Annotated in this window: 19 protein-coding genes and 3 tRNA genes; 4 read left to right on the forward strand and 18 right to left on the reverse strand. The window is 62.5% G+C overall.

What is annotated here, in order from left to right; translation table 11 throughout:
- Window positions 1–54 precede the first annotated feature (54 nt).
- The 12 genes from rplJ to tuf all read right to left on the reverse strand — a co-directional run bounded on the left by rplJ (window position 55) and on the right by tuf (window position 10,691).
- On the reverse strand, window positions 55–573 hold the full coding sequence (gene rplJ, locus AC3EMP_RS22465; RefSeq protein ID WP_023667437.1) for a 50S ribosomal protein L10: 519 nt from the start codon (window positions 571–573) through the stop codon (window positions 55–57).
- A gap of 374 nt (window positions 574–947) precedes the next feature.
- Window positions 948–1,646 (reverse strand): 50S ribosomal protein L1, encoded by a 699-nt coding sequence (rplA, locus tag AC3EMP_RS22470; RefSeq protein WP_352713658.1) that lies wholly within the window; start codon window positions 1,644–1,646, stop codon window positions 948–950.
- A gap of 4 nt (window positions 1,647–1,650) precedes the next feature.
- A complete protein-coding gene (gene rplK / locus AC3EMP_RS22475; RefSeq protein ID WP_006333334.1) occupies window positions 1,651–2,079 on the reverse strand; it encodes a 50S ribosomal protein L11 in 429 nt (142 codons plus the stop codon).
- A 174-nt stretch (window positions 2,080–2,253) separates the two neighbouring features.
- Window positions 2,254–2,781, reverse strand: coding sequence for a transcription termination/antitermination protein NusG (gene nusG / locus AC3EMP_RS22480; protein ID WP_006333333.1), 528 nt, complete (start codon window positions 2,779–2,781; stop codon window positions 2,254–2,256).
- Window positions 2,782–2,808: 27 nt separating this feature from the next.
- Window positions 2,809–3,012 (reverse strand): preprotein translocase subunit SecE, encoded by a 204-nt coding sequence (gene secE / locus AC3EMP_RS22485; protein WP_023667439.1) that lies wholly within the window; start codon window positions 3,010–3,012, stop codon window positions 2,809–2,811.
- 491 nt (window positions 3,013–3,503) lie between these two features.
- Window positions 3,504–3,971 (reverse strand): hypothetical protein, encoded by a 468-nt coding sequence (locus tag AC3EMP_RS22490; RefSeq protein ID WP_352597758.1) that lies wholly within the window; start codon window positions 3,969–3,971, stop codon window positions 3,504–3,506.
- 73 nt (window positions 3,972–4,044) lie between these two features.
- Window positions 4,045–4,509 (reverse strand): Hsp20 family protein, encoded by a 465-nt coding sequence (locus AC3EMP_RS22495; protein WP_286487389.1) that lies wholly within the window; start codon window positions 4,507–4,509, stop codon window positions 4,045–4,047.
- Between the two features lie 429 nt (window positions 4,510–4,938).
- Window positions 4,939–5,014, reverse strand: a tRNA-Trp gene (locus AC3EMP_RS22500).
- Window positions 5,015–5,173: 159 nt separating this feature from the next.
- Window positions 5,174–5,656, reverse strand: a complete 483-nt coding sequence (locus AC3EMP_RS22505) for a group II truncated hemoglobin (protein WP_023751339.1) — start codon at window positions 5,654–5,656, stop codon at window positions 5,174–5,176.
- A 92-nt stretch (window positions 5,657–5,748) separates the two neighbouring features.
- Window positions 5,749–7,620: a COG3904 family protein gene (locus AC3EMP_RS22510; protein WP_245274250.1), complete on the reverse strand. Its 1,872-nt coding sequence runs from the start codon at window positions 7,618–7,620 to the stop codon at window positions 5,749–5,751.
- Window positions 7,621–7,733: 113 nt separating this feature from the next.
- Window positions 7,734–9,368 carry a COG3904 family protein gene (locus AC3EMP_RS22515; protein ID WP_023751340.1) on the reverse strand — a complete coding sequence of 545 codons (1,635 nt, stop codon included), beginning with the start codon at window positions 9,366–9,368 and terminating at the stop codon, window positions 7,734–7,736.
- Window positions 9,369–9,515: 147 nt separating this feature from the next.
- Window positions 9,516–10,691, reverse strand: a complete 1,176-nt coding sequence (gene tuf, locus AC3EMP_RS22520; RefSeq protein WP_023723394.1) for an elongation factor Tu — start codon at window positions 10,689–10,691, stop codon at window positions 9,516–9,518.
- A gap of 313 nt (window positions 10,692–11,004) precedes the next feature.
- On the opposite strand from tuf, the gene AC3EMP_RS22525 reads away from it, so the two are divergent.
- Complete coding sequence (locus AC3EMP_RS22525; RefSeq protein ID WP_023681464.1) at window positions 11,005–11,892, forward strand: DMT family transporter; 888 nt, start codon at window positions 11,005–11,007, stop codon at window positions 11,890–11,892.
- 65 nt (window positions 11,893–11,957) lie between these two features.
- On the opposite strand, the gene AC3EMP_RS22530 is transcribed toward AC3EMP_RS22525, so the two are convergent.
- Window positions 11,958–12,215: a GlsB/YeaQ/YmgE family stress response membrane protein gene (locus tag AC3EMP_RS22530; RefSeq protein ID WP_023667446.1), complete on the reverse strand. Its 258-nt coding sequence runs from the start codon at window positions 12,213–12,215 to the stop codon at window positions 11,958–11,960.
- 131 nt (window positions 12,216–12,346) lie between these two features.
- On the opposite strand from AC3EMP_RS22530, the gene AC3EMP_RS22535 reads away from it, so the two are divergent.
- Complete coding sequence (locus AC3EMP_RS22535) at window positions 12,347–12,823, forward strand: YidB family protein (RefSeq protein WP_023681465.1); 477 nt, start codon at window positions 12,347–12,349, stop codon at window positions 12,821–12,823.
- Here the strand turns inward: AC3EMP_RS22535 and AC3EMP_RS22540 are convergent.
- Complete coding sequence (locus AC3EMP_RS22540) at window positions 12,813–13,706, reverse strand: helix-turn-helix transcriptional regulator (RefSeq protein ID WP_023681466.1); 894 nt, start codon at window positions 13,704–13,706, stop codon at window positions 12,813–12,815. The two genes, AC3EMP_RS22535 and AC3EMP_RS22540, sit on opposite strands and share 11 nt — an antisense overlap.
- A gap of 98 nt (window positions 13,707–13,804) precedes the next feature.
- Here AC3EMP_RS22540 and AC3EMP_RS22545 point away from each other — a divergent pair, with 98 nt between their 5' ends.
- Window positions 13,805–14,128: a VOC family protein gene (locus tag AC3EMP_RS22545; protein ID WP_352711378.1), complete on the forward strand. Its 324-nt coding sequence runs from the start codon at window positions 13,805–13,807 to the stop codon at window positions 14,126–14,128.
- Between the two features lie 82 nt (window positions 14,129–14,210).
- Here the strand turns inward: AC3EMP_RS22545 and AC3EMP_RS22550 are convergent.
- Window positions 14,211–14,284 (reverse strand) — tRNA-Gly (locus tag AC3EMP_RS22550).
- Between the two features lie 28 nt (window positions 14,285–14,312).
- Window positions 14,313–14,397, reverse strand: a tRNA-Tyr gene (locus tag AC3EMP_RS22555).
- Window positions 14,398–14,607: 210 nt separating this feature from the next.
- Here AC3EMP_RS22555 and AC3EMP_RS22560 point away from each other — a divergent pair.
- The gene (locus AC3EMP_RS22560; protein WP_023753189.1) at window positions 14,608–15,459 is read left to right on the forward strand and encodes a TrmH family RNA methyltransferase; all 852 of its coding nucleotides are present in this window, start codon (window positions 14,608–14,610) and stop codon (window positions 15,457–15,459) included.
- Between the two features lie 66 nt (window positions 15,460–15,525).
- Here the strand turns inward: AC3EMP_RS22560 and AC3EMP_RS22565 are convergent, their stop codons facing one another.
- Both AC3EMP_RS22565 and hyi read right to left on the reverse strand, forming a co-directional pair.
- Complete coding sequence (locus AC3EMP_RS22565; RefSeq protein WP_023753190.1) at window positions 15,526–16,413, reverse strand: 2-hydroxy-3-oxopropionate reductase; 888 nt, start codon at window positions 16,411–16,413, stop codon at window positions 15,526–15,528.
- Window positions 16,414–16,627: 214 nt separating this feature from the next.
- Window positions 16,628–17,425: a hydroxypyruvate isomerase gene (gene hyi, locus AC3EMP_RS22570; RefSeq protein WP_023715773.1), complete on the reverse strand. Its 798-nt coding sequence runs from the start codon at window positions 17,423–17,425 to the stop codon at window positions 16,628–16,630.
- Window positions 17,426–17,526: the final 101 nt, after the last annotated feature.

Consider the following 17,526-nt stretch of genomic DNA (forward strand, 5'->3'; position numbering starts at 1 on the left):
TGTTGTATTCCTTCATCAGGTTCGAACGTGTGTTTGTGATAGCGAGGAACGGCCTCATGCCGCCTCGTCCTTCCGGGCGTAAGCGCCGATTACGCGCGCGACCGAAGCCGCTGGCGCATTGACGATCTGGGCGATCCGGGTTGCCGGCGTGGCGATCATGCCAACCAGCCTGGCGCGCAGCTCATCGAGCGACGGAAGTGTGGCGAGTGCCTTCACACCGTCGGCGTTGAGCGAGGTGGTGCCCATTGCGCCGCCGAGAATGACCAACTTGTCATTTCCCTTGGCGAAATCGGACGCGACCTTCGGCGCCGCAATCGGATCCTCCGAATAAGCGATCAGCGTCTGTCCCTTGAACAGGTCGATGATCGATGCGGAGTCCGTGCCCTGAAGAGCGATTTTGGCGAGACGGTTCTTCGCGACTTTGACGGTGCCACCGGCAGCGCGCATTTTCGACCGAAGGTCGTTCATTTGCGCGACGGTGATACCGGCGTAGTGGGCCACGACGACTGAACCAGCGCCTGCAAAAGCACCATTCAGGCCCGTGACGAGTTCGCGTTTTTCCGCTCTGTCCACTGCCTATCTCCAGTTGACCCCTGCCCCGCTAGTGGGACAGGCGTCGGGTTGCCTTTTTGCCGGCCGGGCCATCCATTACAGATCTCCCGAACGACGCTCGAGGATCCTGCCCCCTTTCGCCACATCGACGGCAAGCCGGAGATGCGCAGACAAAAGGCAAACACGGTTCGAACCTTTCATTGGAGCTTGTCGCTCCGTTGTCCGGTTTTCACCCGTCTCATGCAGGCCCAATTCAATTAAGGCTTCTGGGCCGCCTGCAATCTCGGACAGGATGTCCGGAAGCCTCTCGACTTCCGGTACCGGGCCGCCGACAAGTCGGAGGCCCGGAATTCACTTGCGGATCAGCGCCTTGGCAGCCGATCCAGATGTTCGTATCAAGACGCTGCGAGCGTCGAGACGTCGAGCTTGAGGCCTGGGCCCATCGTCGAGGTGACCGACACCTTCTTGACGTAGTTGCCCTTGGCGCCAGCCGGCTTTGCCTTGGTCACGGCATCGGCGAAGGCGCGGACGTTTTCTTCCAGCGCCTTGACGTCGAACGAGACCTTGCCGACGCCGGCATGAACGATGCCGGCCTTCTCGACGCGGAACTCGACAGCGCCGCCCTTCGATGCCTTGACGGCGGCGGCGACGTCGGTGGTGACGGTGCCGACCTTCGGGTTCGGCATCATGCCGCGCGGGCCCAGCACCTTGCCCAGACGGCCGACCAGCGGCATCATGTCCGGCGTGGCGATGCAGCGATCGAAGTCGATCGTGCCCTTCTGGACGATGTCGACCAGATCCTCGGCACCGACGATGTCGGCGCCGGCGGCGCGAGCCTCATCGGCCTTGCCGCCACGTGCGAACACGGCGACGCGGACCGAGCGGCCGGTGCCGTTCGGCAGGTTGACCACGCCGCGGACCATCTGGTCGGCATGGCGCGGGTCGACGCCGAGGTTCATCGCCACTTCGATGGTCTCGTCGAACTTCACCGTCGAACGGTCCTTGAGCAGCTTCAGCGCCTCATCAAGGGCATAGGCCTTGTTGGGGTCGATGCCGTCACGGGACTTCGATACACGCTTTGCAATCTTTGCCATGATCTCAGCCCACCACTTCCAGACCCATCGAGCGGGCGGAGCCCTCGACCATGCGCATGGCCGCCTCGACGTCGTTTGCGTTCAGATCCTTCATCTTCTGTTCGGCGATGGCGCGCACCTTGTCACGGCCGATCGTGCCGGCCTTGATCTTGCCCGGCTCTTTCGAACCTGACGTCAAGTTCGCCGCCTTTTTCAGGAAGTAGCTCACCGGCGGCGTCTTCATGACGAAGGTGAAGGACTTGTCCTGGTAATAGGTGATGACGACCGGGATCGGCGATCCCTTTTCCATTTCCTGGGTCTGCGCGTTGAACGCCTTGCAGAATTCCATGATGTTGATGCCGCGCTGGCCAAGTGCCGGGCCGATCGGCGGAGACGGCGTAGCCGATCCCGCTTTGACCTGGAGCTTGAGCTGGCCTGCAATTTTCTTAGCCATCTCTTTCCTGCCTTTATCTCATGTGCCGGCCCCAGTATCGGGAACACCGGCGGTTGCAGTCTGGTGGTGCGGTCCGCGCGGCCGGCTAAAGCCGCATTCGCCTCCCACCCGTTCATGGCCGCGCGCTTTCCGCGCCGCCTCCCCTTGCCGGCGAACCGGCGCAGGGTTTTCGGATCAGCCCTTTTCGACCTGTCCGAATTCCAGATCGACCGGCACGGCGCGCCCGAAGATCGATACTTCCACCTTGAGCCGCGCCCGCTCCTCGTCCACTTCCTGGACGAAACCGTTGAACGAGGCGAACGGGCCATCCGAAACGCGGATCGCCTCGCCGATCTCGAAAGTGACCGAGGGCTTCGGCCGCTCGACGCCTTCCTGAACCTGGTTCAGGATGCGCTGCGCCTCGGCTTCGGTGATCGGCACCGGCTTGGAGTCACCGAGGAAGCCGGTGACCTTCGGCGTGTTCTTGACCAGCGAGAACACCGCATCGGTCAGATTGGCCTTGAGCAACACATAGCCCGGAAAGAACTTGCGCTCGGCATCGACCTTGCGGCCGCGGCGGATTTCGACGACCTTCTCGGTCGGCACCACGATCTGCTCGATATCGGCGGACAGGCCCTTCTGCTTGGCCTTGTTCTCAATGTCCTCGGCGACCTTCTTTTCGAAGTTCGAATAGGCGTGGACGATGTACCAGCGCGCGGTCATTTCAAGACTTCTCCGTAATCGCCGGACTTAATGGCCGAGGCTCAGTAACCGCTCGATCGCGTAGCCCATGGCCACGTCGGCGGTGAAGAAAAAGATCATCGCGATGACCGCGAATACGAGCACCATCACCGTCGAGATCATCGTCTCCCGGCGCGACGGCCAAGTCACCTTGGCGGTCTCCGCGCGGACCTGCTGGAGAAAGACGAAAGGATTTGTGGTTTTCGAAGCCATATGCCGCTCTGTCTTCAAGACCCGTTGGCCGGGTCTCCTGGATGATCCCGCTGGCCGGGACGTGCCGCCTGGGTTCAAGTCGGCACCGAATCAGCGCCATTTCGCCCATGCAAATCGGACGCGTAAAGCCGGCTTCCCAGCTCCACGCGTCGCGTGTCTGTTGTGTCTACATAAAACCGATTCTTGATCCACGCAAGTGGCAAGTGTCCGCTTTATGACCAAACGCCGCCTCGGAACCATCCAGTCGTCCCGTCCCGGCTATCGGGGCCTTATGCCTCAGTTCACCCAATATGGCAAGCCGCCTGCCGTTTTTCAATGCCAGACCCTAATTCCGGAGGGTGCATCCGGAAGATCAGGCACGTGATTACAAGTTCCAGGAAATGGCGTTGGGGACGAACCTGCGACCTGCTGTTTTGGAAACCAAATGAAGCGCACGCAAGATTGGAATCCAGCTGCCCATGCCGAGGCAGCTGGATCTACCCAGGGTTAGCTCAGGCGCAGGCGAGTTCGACTCCGGCCACTGCGCCGATTCCGCGTGGCGGGCGTGGGCGCGGCGCGATCACTGCCGGGCACGGGGGCGGGTCGTCGTCATCGTCGGGGCCGAAAGAACGGCCACGACGCCGCCAAGCCTTGAGACCGCTGCGGCGCGTGGAGGGTCGCCAAGGCAGCACCCGGCCTGAAGTCTCTTTCCCCAGCGTGGGTTTCTCATCCAGAGCCTTCAACGCCCTCAGAATCTGGTCGACAGGGATTACCGTGCCGTTGTCCAGGCGGCGCAAGGCAGGCTGGTTTTCCACCGCGCAGGCATCGGACGCCCACGAGGAAAGCAGTGCCCGCTTTTCTCCACGGCTGAGGCGTGGATGGTTGATGACGTCGTCTGGATTGTCGAGCAGGCACAAAGAAGTTTCAATTTTGCCCGAGCGTGCCGCAGAAAGTGTCGGTGTCTCGTAGAAGTTGTCCATCTCCATTCTCCGCAATCTGGGCCTCCCGGCCGAAGCCGGGAGGCGGACCGCAGGGATAACTGAATCGATACGATCAGGCCGCTTTGCGGGTGCGTTCCGTATCCTGGGCGATCTGCTTGCCGCCCACCTGGGCGTCGCCGGCCCCGATGCTGATGCGGCGCGGCTTCAGCTCTTCGGGAATCTCACGGACGATGTCGATGGTCAGGAGACCGTTCTCAAGGTTTGCTGCCTTGATCTTCATGTGGTCGGCAAGTTTAAACGTCTGCCTGAAAGTGCGGTAGGCGATGCCCTGGTGCAGCAGCTGGCGTCCGCTCTGGTCATCAGCCTTCTGGCCTACCACGACCAGTTCGGGTCCATGCTGGGTCAGCTCAACCTCATCCTGGCTGAAGCCTGCGATGGCCATCGAGATACGGTAATCGTTCTCGTCGACCTTCTCGATGTTATAGGGCGGCCAGTCCGGACGCGTGCCGCTGTCGAGCATGTCGAAAAGACGGTCAAAACCGACGGTGCTGCGATAGAGAGTATCAAAGGTTCTCATAGCCACATCCTCCTTGAAGCAACATGGGTACAAGGGCGCCGCCCAGCAGCGCCGCCTTTTGTCAAGCCAATCGGCCTCGGCGGGAAACGAATTAGGAAGGGCTGAAAACCGGTTCAAGAGCCCTATTCAAAAAAATTCCAGAAGCCAGGCCAGCATCCCGCTTCCAATAATTCGCAGCCGCTGAAAAGCAGCTGGCGGCAGCAAAATAGGCCTATTCTGAATTGTGAACGCAAATGGCAATTGGCTCGCCAATGGCAGTTGAATCAAGGAAATCGGTTCGTGGAAATACGCCGACTTCGGCATTGCGCATCAGCGCTCTCGCTCTGCGCATGCCTTCGGAACGTCGCTCGTCGAGTACGCGGCTTCAGCCCAACCAAACGAGGAGCCAAAACAAGGCGTTTCTAAAATGCCGGATTCCAACGAGGAAAATGGCACGGGCAGCAGGGCTCGAACCTACGACCTGCGGTTTTGGAGACCGCCGCTCTACCAACTGAGCTATGCCCGTACGCGCGTTTCAGCGCAGGCGCTTCCTAAAAGCTTCCGGGCGCGCTGTAAAGAGTTGTCTGACGCGCTTTCAGATCCTTTGCCAAAATCCGAATAGGTGATGACCAGCCCGTCCCTGCCTATCTCGATTTTTCGCCTGCCTGAAGCCGCATGCCGGCGCTCAGCCCCCGGCCGGCGGCTTGTACGGCCCGCCCGGCACGCCCCAGCCCCAGGCCGGCATCGGTTCGGTCTGCGGGTCGCAGGTCTCGCCGAGGGTGGAATTCATCTTGGCAAGCCGTGACCCCCATTCGACATAGCCCATGAAGGCGGAACGGAATTCGGGATCGTCCGGCAGCCCGACCGCATCGGCGGCATCGGCAAGCAGGCTGATCCAGCGGCGGCGCTGTTCCTCCGTCAGATGCTTGCCCAAGTGATGCATGACCATCTCGCGATGGCCGCCATGCTGTTCGCTGTAGGTCTTGGGTCCGCCAAAAACCTCGCCGATGAAGGCCGCGACATGCGCGGGATGATCCGGCGACATGTGTTTGAACACTGGGCCGACCACCGGGTCGCGCGACACCTTGTCGTAAAAGGTTTCCGTCAGCCAGTTGAGGGCTTCGATGCCGCCGGCCCATTCGTAGAGTGTCGGGATGTCCTGGCTCATTGTCGATCCTCCGCCAGCCCGGCGCCGGCACGACGATAGCGGAAATCGCGCCCTGCTCAACCTGCCTCGATGGCGAGTGTGAACCCGCCGCGCTACAATTTGGCCGGCGCTTCGGCCTGGGCGTTGGGCGACGGCGCCACGCGGCAGTTCTCAGCTTTCGGCACCGACTTGCAGATGCCGGGACCCGTCAGCGCATCCACCGACTGGGGCCCGGTCGTCAGCCCGACCTCCAGCATCATATCAGGGTCGAGCTCACGCTCGGCGAAACGGTCCTGAAGCGCTGTGAACAGACGGGGGCTGATCGCCATCTCATTCAGATACGTCTTCACCAATTGCTTCTGTCCCATCAGGTAGAAGCTGAGTCGCGCCTGGGGGCCGACAAACCGTCTGGCGCCACCGGCCAGCATGAGCGCGCAGGCCGAATCGCAGTCGGCTCCGGCGTCGAAGCTCAGCCCGGCATAGATGCCGTCCTCGACCGGGTCACCGATATCGGTGCGGCCAACGGCGACGTCGAGCTTCTTTTCATGGATGATCCGTCCGGTCGCCAGAGCGCTGAACAAGTCTCCGCCTCGTGAGCTGATCACCACGGGCAGCCGCCGGTTGCCAAGCGTGTCGAGTAATTGGCGCAATTTTTGCGGTGTCTGAGGCGTGATCGCGCCTTGCGCAGAAATCCATTGCGGACACTGCGGCGTGCAATGCTGGTCGCTGCCGCGGACCACGACAAAGCTCATATCCACACGAGCCGCTGCGGGGTCCGGCAAAGGCTTTGTGACAGCGGCGGGCTTGGCTGCCACATTCGCGAGCTTGACTGCGACCGTCGTGGCAGCGACCGGCGGCGTCGGCTTGCCTGCCGGTCCAGGCACTTCCCGGCAGTTCGGAGCCGGCGGGTCGAACATGCACAAACTTGCTCTGGTAAACAGCTCAAGAGTGTCCGTGCTGGTCGCCAGTTTCATCGTCAGCATATCGTGGAGGCCGATCTGCCTGATGTCGCTCGCCGGCGTCGCCTTCATCAAGTCCAGCACGCCCTGCCCGATACCCATCTCTCGGAGATAGGCCGAGATCTTTCTCGCGTACCCCTTGCTCATCTCATAGGTCTTGTAGCTTTCACCTTGAGTGACCGTTTGCGTGGTGACCCGATATTTTTTGCCCCGTTTGACGCGATATGTGGTCCGGTAGTGCGTTGTGGAGGGGAACCAGGTGGTGGTGATCTGATGAACACCCAGATAGTTCCAGCCGCCGGCCACGCGGCGGACGCCACCGGCAAACATCAGCGGACAGGCGGAGTTGCAGCTGGCGCCATCAGACGCCCGGCCGAGATAGGCGGAACCTTTGCCGTAACTAAAACCACAACCATCCGTCCCGGGCCAACAGTCGGAAAACTCGGTCTTGCCTACGGCGATATCGAGCTTGTTCTTGCGGATTATCCGGCCAAGTTCGAGCGCTGCATTGACGTTGCCGCCAAAGGAATTGACGATGATGGGCAGTTTGCGGCTGCCAAGCTTCTTCAAGGTACGCTTGAGCAAGGCTGGCGTGCCGGCTGAGATGTCGCCTTCGGCGGAGATCCACTCCGGACAATTGGGCTCGCAGCCAGGTGCGCTGCTGCGCGTGACGACAAACTGCATCTCCGAGTGATCGTCGGTCCATATCGTCGGATCGGTCGGATAGAGCACTCCCTGCAGAGGGGGTACTGTCTGCCATGTCCCGGGGGAGGCATCCTCGGCCTTCGCGGCGAAGGCAGCCATCGCCATCGCGGCCACCGTCGACAGCCGGACCAGCCCGCGCCGCCACCGTCCCACAGTGTCTGAACGTTGTCCCAAAACCACGCCCGGCAAACCCCTCAATGCAATCCATAATAGTTGCGGCGACGGTGCTTGCAATAGCTTTGAAACAATCGTGCAATACTTGTGCCGCGCAACGCCGGAAACAAAAAGGCAGCCCCAAAGACCGCCCTTTTCCTGGTCCATCCGGCTGACACCGGCTCGACTATTTCTCGATGGTGATGACGACGCCGGCACGACGGTGCGGCCGCCTTCACGGAAGGCGAAGCAAGGCTTCTCTTCCATGACGATAGGCGCGATCAGCCATTGGACGACGGCACCACGCGGCAATTCTCAGGTTTCGGCGCCGATCTGCAGATGCTGGACCCCGTCAGCGCATCCACCGACTGGCGCCCGGTCGTCAGGCCGACCTCCAGCATCATGTCGGGTTCGAGCTGACGCTCGACCGAACTGCCCTGGAGCGCCCGGAACAAAGCGGGGCTGATCGCCATCTCGTCGAGGTAGGATTTGACCGCCTGCTTCTGCCCCATCAGATAGAGGCTGAGCCGCGCCTGGGAACCGACAAGCCGCCTGGCGCCACCGGCCAGCATGAGCGCGCAGGCCGAATCGCACTCGCCGTCGCCATCGACGCTCAGCCCGGCATAGGCGCCGTCCTTGGCCAGGCAATTCCACTCTGCCGGGTCGCAGCCGACGAAATCGGTGCGGGCAACGGCAACGTCGAGCTTCTTTTCATGGATGATCCGGCCCGCCGCCAGGGCGCCGGAGAGGTCTCCGCCTCGCGAGCTGATCACCACCGGCAGCCGCCGGTTGCCAAGCGTGGCGAGCAATTGGCTGAGTTTCTGCGGCGTCTGGGGCGTAATCGCGCCTTGCGCTGCAATCCATTCCGGGCAGTCGGGATTGCAGAGCGGGTTGCTGCCGCGAACCACGACAAAGCGCATGCCGTCATCGTGCGGCGCGCTCTCCGGCTTCACCGGCAGCGGCGCAGCCTTTGCCACGTCCGGCAGGCCGCCGGCTGGCTTGTTCTCCGGTATCTCCCGGCAATTCGGAGCCGGAAGGTTCAGCCTGCACAGGCTTGCGCTGGTCAGCAAATCTGCAGCGTCGTCGCTGGTGACCAGCTTCATTGTCAGCATGTCGCTGAGGTCGATCTGCTGGATGTCGCTGGCCGGCGTGCTCTTCATCGTCTCGATGATGCTGAGGTCGACACCCATCTCCTTGAAATAGGCGGACAGCTTGCGCTCCACCCCCTTGCTCATCTCGTAGGTCTTGTAGCTGCCGGTGTTCTTGCGGCTGACGACCTTCTTGCTGATGACCCGCTTCTTGCCTTTCACGATCCGGTAGCGGACCTGATACTGCACGTTCATCTGCACGATCGTGGTCGTGATCTGGTGGACGCCGAGATAGGCCAGCGGCCCGACCAGGCGCCTGGTGCCGCCGGCCAGCATCATTGGACAAGCGGACGCGCAATAGCTGCCGAGCACATAGGGGCTGCCGATATAGTGCGCGCCTCTGGCGTCGTTCTCCTTGCAGTTTTTCATCCCCGGCTCGCAGCCGACGAACCACGTCCTGCCGACCGCGATGTCGAGCTTGTTCTTGCGTATCATCCGGCCCATGGCGATGGCCGCATCGACATCGCCGCCCGGAGAGTTGATGACGATCGGCAATTTGCGGCCGCCGAGCGTTTTCAGGGCAGCCTTGAGCAGCGCCGGCGACTTGGCCGATATCGCACCCTCGGCCGATATCCATTCCGGACAGGTCGGCTCACAGCCCGCCGCGCCGCTGCGCACGACGACGAACCGCATCGGCGGATCCGGATCCGGCTCTGAATTTTTTGTCTCGGCCGCGAAGGCGGCGCTGCCCACGGCAAGCATCGACACCAGGCAGATCAGCCCCAGTGCCAACCATGGCCGACTATGCAAACGGTGCTGTGGAACCATCCGACCAAGCCCTCAACGCAATCTATACTGTAGAGGCTCACAGACTTGCAACAGAGATTGGGACCCCAAATAGGCACATCTAGCCAACGAAAAAGGGCGGCCCGAGGGCCGCCCCTATCCGTTTCGATCCGGCGATGCCGGGCTCGATTACTCTTTGATGGTGACGACGATGCCGGCACCGACGGTGCGGCCGCCTTCACGGATGGCGAAGCGCAGCTTCTCTTCCATGGCGATCGGCACGATCAGCTCGACATCGACCGTGATGTTGTCGCCGGGCATAACCATTTCCGTGCCTTCCGGCAGCGACACGATGCCGGTCACGTCGGTCGTGCGGAAGTAGAACTGCGGACGGTAGTTGGTGAAGAACGGCGTGTGACGGCCACCTTCGTCCTTGGTCAGGATGTAGGCTTCGGCCACGAACTTCTTGTGCGGCTTCACCGTACCGGGCTTGGCCAGAACCTGGCCGCGCTCGACGCCTTCACGATCAACGCCGCGCAGCAGCGCGCCGATGTTGTCGCCGGCCTGGCCCTGATCGAGCAGCTTGCGGAACATCTCGACGCCCGTGCAGGTCGTCTTGGTCGTCGGACGGATGCCGATGATTTCCAGTTCCTCGCCGACCTTGACGATGCCGCGCTCGACGCGGCCGGTCACGACCGTGCCACGGCCCGAGATCGAGAACACGTCTTCGATCGGCATCAGGAACGGCTTGTCCAGCGGACGAACCGGCGTCGGGATATAGGCATCGACCGCAGCCATCAACTCGCGGATCGCATCTTCGCCGATGGTCTTGTTGGAGTCTTCCAGAGCAGCCAGCGCCGAACCCTTGACGATCGGAATGTCGTCGCCGGGGAACTCGTTCTTCGACAGAAGCTCGCGAACCTCGAGCTCGACCAGTTCGAGCAGCTCGGCGTCGTCGACCTGGTCGACCTTGTTCAGGAACACCACGATCGACGGCACGCCGACCTGACGGGCAAGCAGGATGTGCTCGCGGGTCTGCGGCATCGGGCCGTCGGCGGCCGACACCACCAGGATCGCGCCGTCCATCTGCGCAGCACCCGTGATCATGTTCTTCACATAGTCGGCGTGGCCGGGGCAGTCGACATGGGCGTAGTGGCGCGCTGCCGTCTCGTATTCGACGTGCGCCGTCGAAATCGTGATGCCGCGGGCCTTCTCTTCGGGCGCCGCATCGATCTGGTCGTAGCGCTTGTATTCGCCAAAATACTTCGTGATCGCCGCCGTCAGCGACGTCTTGCCATGATCGACGTGGCCAATCGTGCCAATGTTCACATGAGGCTTGTTACGCTCGAATTTACCTTTTGCCATAGTCTCTTTCCTTGGACGGCCTTGACCTTCAGTTCAGTCGAATGCGGGGCGATTAGCGACTACGGCCGAAAAACACAAGTGCCTTGTGGCCGGGTGCGCTGTCCACTCGGTGCGAACCGATGATCCGATTGCGGGGATGTGGCACTGATATAGGAACGCGCGAACGGAAATGAAATGGGGGCTGCGGGCTCCAGCACCTGTTTGCTATTCCCGCCCATGTCCTGTCCCGCCCATGTCCTGGCCTTTGCCTGCCGGATGTGCAGCCGGCGCCTGGCCCATTGCCGCTGCGGCGGCGGTCTGATTTGGTTGCCCCATGCAATTCATACCGACCTCCATACGCGGCCCGCTGTTCATGATCGTTTCGACGGGGTCGTACCTCGTCAACGACACGATGATGAAGCTCGCCACAGCGGGATTGCCGTCCTATGAAGTGCTGTTCCTGCGCGGGGTCGCGGCCACGCTATGGGGCATGCCGCTGCTGTTCCTGCTGGGCTATGGCAGGCAGATCCCTTTGATCTTCGACAAACGCGTGCTGCGCCGCAACCTGCTCGAGCTGGCGGCCATCCTTTGCTACGTCGTGGCGCTGGCCAACATGCAGATCGCCGATTCGACCGCGCTCGGGCAGATCACCCCGCTTTTGATGCTGGTCGGCTCCTCCATCCTGTTCGGCGAACGGATCGGCGGCGTGCGCATGGCGCTGATCGGGCTCGGCTTCATCGGTGCGCTTATGGTGGCCCAGCCGACCATGCAGGGCATCTCGGTCTATGCGTTGCTGGCGCTCGGCAACGCGGCATTGGCGGCGGCGCGCGATCTTGCCGGCAGGCGGGTCGCGGCCGAAGTGCCGGGCATGATCGTCGCCATTTCCGCCGTCGTGGTGGTGCTGATCGGCGCGGGCGCCGCGCATCTCGTTTCCGAGCGCTGGGTGATGCCGGAAGCCCGGCACCTGCTGCTCATGGCCGGCGCCGGATTCTTCCTGATCTTCGGCCATTTCTTCATCTTCATGGCCTATCGCGTCGGTCCGACCGGCGTGGTGGCGCCGTTCTACTACTGCTTTACCGTCTGGGCGGTCATCTCAGGCGTGCTGGTATTCGGGCAGTTCCCGAATGCCCTGGCGGTCTGCGGCATCCTGCTGGTGGTCGCGAGCGGGCTGACCATCGTCTCGCTTGATGAACGCAAACGCAGGCTGACCGTCGTCGCCTGACCTTCAAGTCAACGCGTCGAAGCAGGTTTGGCCGTCCTGCGGTCAGCCAGTCGGCAGACTGGTGCCTAAAGCGTTCGCTTGCCGGAGAACTGGTGATAGGCCCACAGCACGACCACCGCGCCGATGACGGCGACGATCAGGCTCCAGATGTTGAGGCCGGTCACGCCCGTGGCGCCAAAGGCGCTGAAGATCAGCCCGCCGACGATGGCGCCGACAATGCCGAGCACGATATCCATGATCAGGCCCTGGCCGGTCTTGTTGACGATCTTGCTGCCGATAAAGCCGGCGATGACGCCGAGGATGATCCAACTGATAATGCCCATTTTTCCTCTCCATTCCCCCGCCGGCCGATCATGGTCACATGATTGTCAAAAGCTCAAGCCAACTTGAATTTCCGCCCGCATGCTCCATTGTAGCCGGCGGGACGGGCTTGGTCGTTATGGAGGATTGACCTATGGGACTTTTTGACAACGCCGTACCTGGCGGCAACATCACCAAACCGCTGATGATCGCGCTCGGCGCGCTGCTGGTGGGAAAGATGCTGAGCGGCAGAAGCGCCGAACAGACGAGTGCCGAAGAGACGGGCGAGCCCGCCCAGCCTCAAACGCCAGCCCCCACCGGAACCACGGCCTCAGGGGATGGCGGCCTGCTTGGCGGACTGGGCGGACTGCTCGACAAGCTCAAGACTGCCGGCCAAGGCAATGTCGCTGACTCCTGGGTCGGCACCGGACAGAACCAGCCGATCAACGCCAATGATCTCGGCAAGGCGATCGGCCCGCAGGTCATTCGAGAGATCGCGCAAAGGACCGGACTGGACGAGCAGGAGTTGCTCAAGCAATTGTCCACAGCCCTGCCCGGCATTGTCGACAGACTGACGCCGAACGGACAGGTGCCGCAGCAACACCAGGTCGCGTCCGCCTTCAACAGCTAGACTTCTGCGCCTGCATCACGCGCAAACACGCCCGGCACCGCCTTGCGGCTGTCGGGCGTTGCTGCGACCAGCGCCGCGAACCGCCTGGCAGTCGACGCATCGACCGGCGTGTAGACGGAAACCGAGAAATCACTGTCGCGGCCGCCCGGCTGCACGTGGCGAAATCGAACGACATCGCGCCGGCGACAGGGTGCCGGATGGATTTCCGCCAGATCGGTGGCTCGGCGATGTCGCGGCTGTTCCAGCACGTGGCGAACGCTTCGCTTGCCGCTTCCAGTGACGAAACCAGCGCAGCCAGCACCGGATCGCGAGTCATGGCGACAGTGGCAAGCCGGAACTGCGCCGCCGCCGAGCGCAAAACCTCCGGCCAGTCGACAAAGCGCTGCCGCCATTCCAGGTCGAGAAACAGCCGGGCGAGCAGGCTGCCGGACCACTCATCATCCGTCTCGAAATCCCCAAGCAGCACCGCCGCCGGATGGTTACAGGCGACGACCTGCCAGTAGCGATTGACGACATATGCCGGGTGCGGCGCCAGCCCGTCGAGCAGGCTGAGCAACGGCGCGCTGGGCAGGCCTTGCGCGCCGAGCCGGTTTCGCCAATCGAGATCGGGCCGCGCCAATTGGAAGAGATAGGCCTGCTCCGACCGGCTCAGTCTCAGCACCCGCGCCAGCGAGCGAAGCACCTGCGGCGACGCGTTCACCTCCCGTCCCTGCTCGAGCCAGGTGTACCAGGTGGTGCTGATCCCCGCCTGGGCGGCGACCTCTTCGCGCCTGAGGCCCGGCGCCCGGCGGCGGCCATTGGCGCCATCGATCCGCGGCAAGCGGTCCCGCCGCTCGCGCAGGAAGCGGGCAAGCTCATCGTGCCGTGGGCCGTCGTATGGCATGCAGTCACCTCCGATACCAGTATAAGCTATAGTCTTGTACTACTTTAAAGGAAAGCTAGGTTGCGGGCGATCGAACATCTGCCCACGGGACTTCGACAATGAATGCGCTCAATGAAATCCGTCAGATCGACTACACCGTCATCTTCGCCCGCGACATGGCCGCCATGCGGCACTTCTACGGGGATGTGATGGAATTTGATCTGCAGCGCGAACTCGGCGACAGGTGGATCGAATATCGGGGCGGCCCGAACACGCTGGCCTTGACCAGCCTCGGCATGATGTTCAACGACACGCCGCAGCAGCGGGATGCGCTGTCGCTTCAGCTGGCATTCCGGGTGGCGCCGGAGATGGTCGCTGCTTGCGCCGAGGCGCTTCAGGCCAAGGGCGTGCAGCCGGTCCTGCCGCTCACCGACCAGGAATGAGGCCACAGGACAGTGTTCTTCCGCGATCCGGACGGCAACGTTGTCGAGATATTCGCTGAGATCTGATGCGGAGTGGGGAGTTTGGAGCGGGTAGCGGGAATCGAACCCGCATATTCAGCTTGGAAGGCTGCTGCTCTACCACTGAGCTATACCCGCATCGTCCTCAAGGTTCGCGGGCTGGCAGTGGTGGAGAGGGTTGGATTCGAACCAACGTAAGCTAAGCTAACGGATTTACAGTCCGTCCCCTTTAACCACTCGGGCACCTCTCCAGCCTGCCGTCGAAGCCTTGCAACGAGGCATTCTCGCCGATCAGGTCGAAACCAGGGTTTTGTCCGAAATCAGCGAAGCGCCTTATGGCGGCAAGGCCAGTGGGTGTCAACCGCACCCCAAGGCAAAATGCGCTGATTTTGACAGCTCACCCGGCAAGCCGGCTTTCTGCCTGTATCCATGGCCCGGCGACGCGGCTATAGAAGCCGGCCATGAGCAATGACAACACGTCCAAGACCGCCAAAGACACCCACTACGCTAAGCTGCGTCGCGCTCATCGCGACGAGAAGGCCGGCGGCGCGCCTGCCTTCCGGCCGCGCCAGCCGGTGCCGCCGGGCGAGAACGCCGCCGACGGGCTGGTGCGGCTTTATGGCCTGCACACGGTGCGCGCCGCGCTCGACAATCCGCGCCGGCGGATCAGAAAGATGTTGGTGACGCGCAATGCCGCCGAGCGGCTGGCGATCGCCGACCTCGCCGCTTTGCCGTTCAAGGCCGAACTGGTCGAGCCGAAGGACATCGACAAGATCACCGGTTCGGACGCCGTCCACCAGGGCGTGCTGATCGAGGCCGAGCCGCTGAAGCCCAAGCGCCTTGACGCGCTCGGCGATACCAAACTGGTGCTGGTGCTCGACCAGGTCACCGACCCGCACAATGTCGGCGCCATCCTGCGCTCGGCGGTCGCCTTCGGCGCCGGTGCGCTGATCACCACGGCCCGCCACAGCCCGCAGGAATCCGGCGTGCTGGCCAAATCCGCCTCCGGCGCGCTGGAACATATCGACCAGGTCGAGGTGAAGAACCTCGCCGACGCGCTGGAACAGCTGCACGAAGCCGGCTTCCAGACCATCGGCCTCGATTCGGACGGGCCGGCCGAACTCGAAACGGGTTTTTCAGGCGAGAAGATCGCGCTGGTGCTTGGCGCCGAAGGCAAGGGCCTGCGCCAGAAGACGCGCGAGACGGTGACCACGCTCGCCCGCCTTGACATGCCCGGCGCCATCCGCTCGCTCAACGTGTCGAATGCGGCGGCGGTGAGCCTTTATGCGGCACGGAAATTCCTTGGAGGGTGAATGGTGAAATAGTGAATGGGAAAGCGTTCTTACCGTCACCATTCACCATTCACTATTCACCATTCACTATTCACCCACTTCATGCCCCGCCATCCGCTCCAGCGCGCGAACCAGCGCCGAATGATCCTCCTTCGCCCCGCCATTGGCGGCGCAGGAATTGAACAGCTGCTGCGTGGTCGACGTATTGGGCAGCGAGACACCGAGTGCCTTGGCGCCTTCCAGCGCCAGGTTGAGATCCTTCTGGTGCAGTTCGATGCGGAAGCCCGGCGCGAAGGTGCGCTTTATCATGCGCTCGCCATGCACCTCGAGGATGCGCGATGCCGCCAGCCCGCCCATCAGCGCCTGCCGGACCTTGGCGGGGTCGGCGCCGGCTTTTGAGGCAAAGACCAGCGCCTCGGCGACCGCCTCGATGGTCAGGGCCACGACGATCTGGTTGGCAACCTTGGTGGTCTGGCCGACGCCGTTCGGGCCGACAAGCGTGATGTTCTTGCCCATCTTTTCGAACACGGGCTTGGCTCGCTCGAACGCCTTGTCCTCGCCGCCAACCATGATGGTCAGGGACGCCGCCTTTGCGCCGACCTCGCCGCCCGACACCGGCGCGTCAAGATAGTCGCAGCCGAGATCGTTGATTTTCTTGGCGAAAACCTTGGTCTCGATCGGCGAGATCGAGCTCATGTCGATGACCAGCTTGCCCTTGCTCAGGCCGGAAGCGACACCGTTCTCGCCGAACAGCACCTCGGCTACCTGCGGGGTGTCGGGAACCATGGTGATGATGATATCCGCGGCCTTCGCCACTGCCGCGTGGCCGGTGATGCTTCTCAAGCCCTTGGCGACGAGATCGGCCGGCGGCTTCGAGCGGTGGTCGCTGGCAATGACGGCGTAGCCGGCATCCAGGAGATGCCCCGCCATCGGCGCGCCCATGATGCCAAGGCCGATGAAGCCGATGGTTTCCATTGTTTTCTCCTTTGTTGAGGCTGAGTTCCTTCGCGCCCCCTCTGGCCTGCCGGCCATCTCCCCCACTTGTGGGGAGATTGGCAGTTTCGGCGCCTCGCTCACCCTGCAATGTTGGGGAGCGAAAGCCGGGATGACGTCCGATCTCCCCACCTGTGGGGGAGATGGCCGGCAGGCCAGAGGGGGGCGCGAAGGAACGCGACTTCAATCGTAACAGCTAAGCCGCGGCACTCCCCTGCCCGTTAAGCTCCCGAAACCACCCCAGCCCAGCCTCCGTCCCCGCCTTCGGTTTGTATTCCGCTCCGACCCAGCCGGAATAGCCGATCCTGTCGATATGCTCGTAGAGGAAGGGATAATTGATCTCGCCCGTCCCCGGCTCGTGACGGCCGGGATTGTCCGCAAGCTGGATATGCGCGATGCGGCCGAGGTTGGCCTCGATGGTACGGGCGAGATCCCCCTCCATGATCTGCATGTGATAGATGTCGTATTGCAGGAACAGGTTCTTCGAACCGACGCGCTCGATCAGCGCCAGCGCCTGCTCCGAATAGTTCAGGAAAAAACCCGGTATGTCGCGCGTGTTGATCGGCTCGATCAAAAGCCGGATGCCGGCCTGCTCCAGTTTCTCGGCTGCAAACGCGAGGTTCTCGGCTAAAGTATTTTCCAGCACCGAACGATCCACGCCCTGCGGCGCGATGCCGGCGAGGCAATTGACCTGCTCGCAGCCGAGCGCATGGGCATAGCTGATCGCCTTGGCGATGCCTTGCCGGAATTCCGGCGCGCGGTCGGGCAAAACCGCGATGCCGCGCTCGCCGTTGCCCCAGTCGCCGGCCGGGAGGTTGAACAGCACCTGTGTCAGGCCGTTCTTCTTCAGCCGGGCCGCGACCACGTCAGGCGTATGATCATAGGGGCCGATATATTCGACGCCCTTGAAGCCGGCGCGGGCTGCGGCATCGAAGCGATCGAGGAACTCATGCTCGCCAAAGAGCATCGACAGATTGGCTGAAAAACGCGGCATTCTTTTTCTCCTTCTTCTGCTTGGCCCTATGCGTGTTGAGATTCAGGTCGGGCAGAGTCGAAAACGGTGACTTTCGAAAACCGGAGCGGAACGTACTTTCT

This window comes from Mesorhizobium sp. P160219 (assembly GCF_057786095.1).